Origin of the sequence: Persicitalea sp. (assembly GCF_041751555.1) — a bacterium.
In the GTDB taxonomy this organism is placed as follows: Bacteria; Bacteroidota; Bacteroidia; order Cytophagales; family Spirosomataceae; genus Persicitalea.
In genome coordinates, this window is the sequence record NZ_JBGSXF010000127.1 from 1 (window position 1) to 5,755 (window position 5,755).

The 5,755-nt window shown below is 51.7% G+C and carries 5 protein-coding genes; 3 read left to right on the forward strand and 2 right to left on the reverse strand.

Annotation, left to right across the window (positions count from 1 at the left end; all coding sequences use genetic code 11):
* Positions 1-387 (reverse strand): DUF302 domain-containing protein (locus ACEW8P_RS04290; RefSeq protein ID WP_373511874.1); only part of this gene is annotated, 387 nt, incomplete at its 3' end.
* A 160-nt stretch (positions 388-547) separates the two neighbouring features.
* On the reverse strand, positions 548-1,930 hold the full coding sequence (locus ACEW8P_RS04295; RefSeq protein ID WP_373511875.1) for a sulfatase-like hydrolase/transferase: 1,383 nt from the start codon (positions 1,928-1,930) through the stop codon (positions 548-550).
* Between the two features lie 185 nt (positions 1,931-2,115).
* Here ACEW8P_RS04295 and ACEW8P_RS04300 point away from each other — a divergent pair, with 185 nt between their 5' ends.
* The 3 genes from ACEW8P_RS04300 (at position 2,116) to ACEW8P_RS04310 (ending at position 5,548) form a co-directional block, all read left to right on the forward strand.
* Positions 2,116-2,913 carry an alpha/beta hydrolase gene (locus ACEW8P_RS04300; RefSeq protein ID WP_373511876.1) on the forward strand — a complete coding sequence of 266 codons (798 nt, stop codon included), beginning with the start codon at positions 2,116-2,118 and terminating at the stop codon, positions 2,911-2,913.
* A gap of 90 nt (positions 2,914-3,003) precedes the next feature.
* A complete protein-coding gene (locus ACEW8P_RS04305) occupies positions 3,004-3,648 on the forward strand; it encodes a hypothetical protein (protein WP_373511877.1) in 645 nt (214 codons plus the stop codon).
* 133 nt (positions 3,649-3,781) lie between these two features.
* Entirely contained in the window at positions 3,782-5,548 is a 1,767-nt protein-coding gene (locus ACEW8P_RS04310) for an arylsulfatase (protein ID WP_373511878.1), read from the forward strand.
* Positions 5,549-5,755 lie beyond the last annotated feature (207 nt).

Below are 5,755 nucleotides of genomic sequence, written 5' to 3' on the forward strand. Positions count from 1 at the left end.
ACTGTTGTAAGCCACGAATACTTTGTCATTGGCAGCTTGATAAACCAGCATTTTCTGGGGCAAATCCAAGCCAGCCAGTTGATTAGCTTGCATCAGCGGGGTGCCGATGGTTGGATTCCCGAATAGAATGACCCTTGTAGGACGAAGTTCCAAATTCACACTTTTGGCATTAGCCGTATGATTCACTTCGGCCACAATGCTGATGTCAGGATTGGACTTGAGGGCGCTTTGCAGACTGTTATACGTGGCGTCAAAGTCCTGAGCACTTTCAGAATAGGCCAGACCGGGCGCGTCGGGTTTATCATCCGAAGACACGTTGTGATCCTGGCAGGAAAAGAAGAGTGATCCAATGGCGAATGTAAAAAGGTACTTCGTAAATAATTTCATGGGTTATCGTTTAGAATATTAAGGTTCGAGTCTGATGGTGTTGAAATCAGTGTACGCCTTCAAAGTACTTTTCGAAAGCAAACTGGGTGAAATAGCAGACTTTATAGGAGGAAGGATGTAAAGAACTATTCCAACGGCCTTATGAGGATTCTACTTCCCATCATGGCTCGCCCAATTTTTCCGCAATACGATCGGACTCCCTGCGTAACTGTCTCACCAGCTTAGGATGACTTTCCGCCACATCGGTCGTCTCGTTACGGTCTTCGCGCAAATTGTAGAGCTCCTTGCCATCGACCAGTTTCCAGTCATCGTGGCGCAGAGCAGTTTGATTACCGTATTGCCAGAAAATGCTTCGGCTGAGTTTCTTGCCTTTAAAAAGTACGGAACCAATATCCAGCCCATCTACCAGAGTGGGGCGCAATTGATCTTTGAAACCGATGATCGAGGCCAGTGTCGGCAGCAAATCGACGTTGCAGATGGGCGAATCCACCGTTTGGTTCGGTTGCACGCGGCTTTTCCACATCATCAAGGCCGGAACGCGGATGCCACCCTCCCAGAGCGTGGCTTTTTCGCCGCGCAGGCCGCCGTTGCTGGCGTGACCGTAGTAGGATTCGGAGTAGCCTCCGTTGTCTGATATGAACCAAATGATGGTGTTTTCCAGCAGATCGTCTTTCTCCAATTTATCTAACAAAACACCAACCTGATCATCCAGACTGGCTACCATCGCGGTGTAGGTCCGGCGGTAGGGGTCTTTGATATAGGCGAATTTCTGCATATAAGCGGGGGGAGCTTGCAGGGAATTCATGACCGGGTAGCCTTCGTACTTAGTCACGCTCAGGGCGACGGTATGGTCGCGTACGTCGTCTGGGTCGGTCTTGCCAAAGTGCGGTGCGTTGTAGGGCAAATACAGTAAAAAGGGTGTGGAGTTGCTTTTCACCTCATCCAAAAACTCGGTGGCGTGGCGGGTGATGAGTTCGGTGGAGTATCCTTTTTCCTCGGCGGGCTTGCCGTTCACGAACCAGTTGGGTCCCAAACTACCGTACACATGAGTGAAGTAGTCGATGCAACCCGGCTTAAAACCCGTGAAGATGTCGAAACCGTGCTGCATGGGGGAATCGTTCTCGTTTTTGGCTCCCAAGTGCCACTTGCCAAACAGCGCAGTGACGTATCCTTTGGTTTTGAGGTACTCGGCCAGGGTAGTTTCCGAGGAGTCGAGGTAGTTTTCGTGCAACGGCATGAGGGCTTTGGTCAGGTCATGCTGCGAACGCTGCGGGTAACGGCCCGTGAGCAACGAGAAACGCGAGGGCGTGCAGACGGGTGCCGAAACGTAGAAATCGGTGAAACGAATTCCCTCCTTCCCGATGCGGTCGATATTGGGCGTGGGAATATCGCCACCGTAACTGCTCAAGTCGCCGTAGCCGAGGTCGTCGGCGTAAATGATGACGATGTTAGGCAGTTTATTTTGGGCCGATATGGGCAGCGTAACCAACAGAAATACCAAAATTTGGACAGCCAGTCTAGTATTAGAAGCAGGTTTGTTCATTTGCTATTTTTTATGACAATTTTTTGAATGTTCACACAAATACCTTTTGTTTGGAAAGCACGCCAATCCTACTCCATACTTAAATCTGAACTTCGCAGCAATCAAATCGACGGATTGCAGACGCGCATCGGCGCAACTGTCAACAGTCAACTGTCAACTGTCAACTGTCAACTGTCAACTAAATAATGACTTCCCATTTCCGCACCCTTGAAATATCTGATCCCCGTTTCTCGCACGAGGGACTCCATCAAATCACGGTCAAAGTACCTTCCCTGCAAGGCCGGGGCGATATTAGCGTGTACTTGCCCGAAAATACGACGGCGCCCCTCCCGCTCGTCATTCTGCTACACGGCGTGTACGGCAGTCATTGGGTTTGGGCTTTGAAAGGTGGGGTGCACCGCACGGCGCGGCGGCTCATCGAAGCGGGCAGCATTAAACCCATCGCCCTCGCTATGCCGTCCGATGGGCTTTTTGGCGACGGCAGCGGGTACTTGCCGCACTCGGGTTGCGACTTTGAAAAATGGATTGTGAAAGATGTCGTCAACGCCACGCAGGAGGCTTTCCCCAATATTCAGCCTACGGAGGCCGGGCTTTTCATAGCCGGACTTTCAATGGGCGGCTTCGGTGCATTGCGCTTGGGCGCAAAGTACCCCCTCCTTTTTCGGGGATTCGCCGGGCATTCGTCCATTACGGAGCTGACGCAGATGAGTCAATTCGTGGAAGAGCCGCTTTCCGTTTACCAGCAACAGAGTTCTGACGAAGGGTCGGTTTTGGCGCAACTTTTGAAAAATCGCACCCAACTCCCCCTCTTCCGCTTCGATTGCGGGCTGGATGACGACTTGTTACCAGCTAACCGGACATTACACCAAAAACTCACTGAACAGGGAATTCCGCACATTTACGAAGAGTTTGCGGGAGGGCACGAGTGGCCTTACTGGGAAAAGCACATCGAACGAACGCTGGTTTTCTTTGATAGTTTGTGAAACTACTTACCGATTCTGGCCGCCAGCAATCGGGTAGATTGTGCCAGAACCGACTTTTTACCCTAAACACAACTCAACTCACTCGACCGGATGTCCATTCACCTGCCAGCATTCATAAAGCTCGACCGAATACGACAGAAAAAAGTTCGCGACTACATTCAGGAAAAAGGTCTTCGGGCAGCCCACGATTTCGACCGCCTCGATACGACTTGTTTCAAGCCTGACGAGCGCGACTCGTACCACGTTCATACCAAATCGTTCACGATAGAGTCGGACCTGGACACTGTCTGGAAGACTTATCTCACCATCCCGCCTCGTGAAACCTGGCGAAGCCGTATGGTTAGCTTCGGCTGCATGTATTGTAAAAGAAGCAAAGCGCTAACGTATTTGAAGGACAAGTACGCGGGATTGCGCGAGGGGCAGGTACTTTTTCTTAATATCAGTTTGTTCTGGGGTGCGGTCAACATTGCGGTGGCGCACCAGATCACGCGGATTAATCCGACGGAGAAGTACATCGAGTTTTCGTACATCGAGGGAGGCAAAACGGAAGGAAGTCAGCGCCTGATCTTTCAGGAAACGCCCGATGCGCATACCCGCGTCATCCACCGCACTACCTACCGGGGGAAAACAAAATCGTATCTACGGGAGAAGCGGCTTTACCCTTATTTACACGGGAAGGTGATCGCCGCCTTTCATAGGAACGTAGCGCAAAAAGTACTGGCTGTCGGGGCGTAATTGAAACAAAAAAAAGAAAGCCTCAGGCGAAGCTTTCTTTTCACAATCAATTACCTATGAGAAAAAACTTAAAAAATTCTTCCTTGCCTTTACAGACGAGCGCTTCCGGTTTTTACCCTGACTAATAGTTTTCATGCGTAAAGTTTTTTTGTTACTTTTCCTCATTCCGGTCCTTGGTCTGGCTCAAAAGCCTAATGTGGTCATCGTCCTGACCGACGACCAGGGCTACGGCGACCTGGCCTGCCACGGCAATCCCTGGATCAGAACGCCCACGATGGACATGCTCCACAGGCAGAGTGTGCGCTTCACCAATTTCCATTCCGGCACGACCTGCGCCCCGACCCGCGCCAGCCTGATGACGAGCAAAAACAGCAACAAAGTCGGTGCCTGGCATACGATCATTGGGCGTGAGTACCTGCGGGCGGAGGAAACCACGATGGCCGACCATTTCCGCGCGGCGGGCTATAAGACGGCCATTTTTGGCAAATGGCACCTGGGCGACAACTACCCCTTTCGTCCGCAAGATCGGGGCTTCGACGAAGTACTTGTCCACGGCGGTGGTGGTGTGGCGCAGACGCCCGACTACTGGAACAACGATTACTTCAACGATACTTACTTTCACAACGGCAAGCCCCAAAAGTACAAAGGTTACTGCACCGATGTCTGGTTTCGGGAGGCGGGGAAGTTTGTCCAGAAAAACAAGCGCAAGCCTTTCCTCTGCTACATCGCCCTCAACGCGCCGCACGGCCCGTACCACGTCGCGCCCGAATACAGCAAGCCCTACGCGGATAACCCGAAGATACCCAACGCTAATTTTTACGGCATGATAACCAACGCCGACGAGCAGATGGGTTTGTTTATCGAGAAATTGAAGAAAGCGGGCGTTTATGAGAACACCATATTCATTTTCATGTCGGACAATGGTACGGCAGCGGGCGTAAAGTTTGACAAAGAAGGCAATGTAACCCAAGGTTTCAACGCTGGGATGCGGGCGACCAAGGGCTCGCAGTATGAAGGCGGGCACCGGGTACCGTTTTTCCTGCATTGGCCCGCCCAAAAACTACCCGCCCGCGACGTAAACGGACTCACCAGTATGCTGGATGTTCTGCCCACGCTTCTGGATCTCTGCAAAATTGAACCCATTAAGTCAGCCGAATTTGATGGAATCAGCCTGGCATCCGCTATCTTGAATAACGAGACGCTAGGCCCGGAACGAATTCTTATTACTGATACCCAACGCGAAGCTTTCCTGGTGGAGGGCAAAATGTCGGCGGTGATGCAGGGTACTTGGCGGCTTATCAACGGCAAAGAATTATACGATCTTAGTTCCGACCCCGGTCAGCGGGCTAATATTGCCGAAGCCCAACAAGAAAAAGTACAAGAGCTAAAAAATGCCTACAAGCCCTGGTGGCAGGATATTTCGCAGCACGGGGATGAGTTCAACCGCGTTATCGTCGGCGACAAAAAGCAGCGGGTAGTTGGCCTGACGGCCCATGATTTTTTTGCCCTGGACGAAAACCCAGCCTGGAATCAGGATATGATTCGCCTGGCTAAGGGGGGCAATGGCCCCTGGAAAGTCAAGGTTGCCCAGACCGGGCGTTACCGCGTCTCGTTGCGCCGTTATCCGTTGGAAAGCAAACTTGCTCTGGATGCGGCAGCCCCCGTGCCGCCCGCCGAACCGGGGGCAGACCCCTACCCTGTTGGCAAAAAGCTCAACCTCCGTTCGGCAAAACTCATTGTGGGAACAGAAGTGATAGAACTACCGATCAAAGCGGGAAGCCAATCAGTGGACTTTGTGGTGGAACTACCCGCCGGAGATGGCGTGATTCAATCACTCTTTATCGACGACGCAGGGAACGAATACGGTGCGTTTTATGCCTACATCACTAAATTGCGCTGATGCAATACAGGAAAAACCCTACCGCAACGACCGATCTGCATTCATAACTACCTTACCACTAACAACCAGAAAATGAAGAAAACCTATTCATTTGCCCTAGGCATTACTCTTTCACTTGCCCTGCTCATGGCGGCCTGCGGCGGAGCTGACGAAAAGAAAGCAAACAAGCGGCCAAACATTCTTTTCATCATGTCGGACGATCATGCC

Bases quoted from the DNA above. Each gene is read 5' to 3' on its own strand.
- ACEW8P_RS04300 (WP_373511876.1), top strand. From the start codon at position 2,116: ATGACTTCCCATTTCCGCACCCTTGAAATATCTGATCCCCGTTTCTCG.
- ACEW8P_RS04310 (WP_373511878.1), top strand. From the start codon at position 3,782: ATGCGTAAAGTTTTTTTGTTACTTTTCCTCATTCCGGTCCTTGGTCTG.
- ACEW8P_RS04295 (WP_373511875.1), bottom strand. From the start codon at position 1,930: ATGAACAAACCTGCTTCTAATACTAGACTGGCTGTCCAAATTTTGGTA.
- ACEW8P_RS04305 (WP_373511877.1), top strand. From the start codon at position 3,004: ATGTCCATTCACCTGCCAGCATTCATAAAGCTCGACCGAATACGACAG.